General features: G+C 41.0%; 1 protein-coding gene. It reads right to left on the bottom strand.

Features of this window, described 5'->3' with window-relative positions; genetic code table 11:
• Positions 1–37 precede the first annotated feature (37 nt).
• Positions 38–799, bottom strand: coding sequence for an IS5 family transposase (locus RXX31_RS24690; RefSeq protein ID WP_317592212.1), 762 nt, complete (start codon positions 797–799; stop codon positions 38–40).
• Between the last annotated feature and the right edge of the window lie 65 nt (positions 800–864).

Below are 864 nucleotides of genomic sequence, written 5' to 3'. Positions count from 1 at the left end.
TACTAGGGCCTGTTGATCTTTGCTGTACATTTTATCTTCAGCAATACATCGGTAGCCACATTAGCATGAATGCCAGCGATAACATGCTGGCATAATTCCTTTCTAGCTTGTCATATCTACTTGAAATAGCTCGATAATGCTTAATTCTCCCAAAGGCATTTTCGACCAAGTGACGATACTTGTATAGACACCAATCCATACTGTCTTTGTCTATATCTTGTCCGTAATTGCGTTTAGCAATTACCGTTTCTCCGCCACGTTCCTTAACAAAAGTACGGAAAGGTTCGCTGTCATATCCTTTATCACAAACGATGGTATTAACTTCATCGAGTTGCTCAACTAAGCTTTCGGCATGTACTATATCGTGGCGTTGTCCTTCTGATAAATCAAAGCAAATCGGCAGGCCGCCACTATCCACGGCTAAGTGAATTTTGGTTGAGTTGCCCCCGCGACTTTTTCCTATTTGCTCTGAGCTTTCAGTCGCTGCACCTGTACTATGCTGATGCGCTCGAACTATAGAGCCATCAAGAAAGACCCATTCAAAATCAGCCATGCTAGATAAGCTTTTGAAAAGTTTATCTAAAACCCCTTTCTTTGACCAAAGATTAAATCGTCTGTAAACGGTACTCCACTCTCCGAACTCAGAGGGGAGATCTCGCCAAGGAACACCTGTTCTCATTCGATAAAGTATTCCTTCAAATGTCATTCGATGTTCAGTTTTATCGTAAATACGACCTGTACTTTTCATAACATGGAGTAGCAGTTCCCAGCGAATATCAGTTAGCATTGTTCTTGGCATGGTATTGGTTATGGTTTTACTTTTGGCGAAGCAAATTATAACTCTTTACCATGCTGTTCAAAAAA

The sequence above is a fragment of the Vibrio sp. EA2 genome (genome assembly GCF_033042495.1).
GTDB lineage: Bacteria > Pseudomonadota > Gammaproteobacteria > Enterobacterales > Vibrionaceae > Vibrio.
Note: the sequence above shows the minus strand (reverse complement) of the source record. Positions and strands in the feature narration are given on the sequence as shown.

Bases quoted from the DNA above. Each gene is read 5' to 3' on its own strand.
- RXX31_RS24690 (WP_317592212.1), bottom strand. From the start codon at position 799: ATGCCAAGAACAATGCTAACTGATATTCGCTGGGAACTGCTACTCCAT.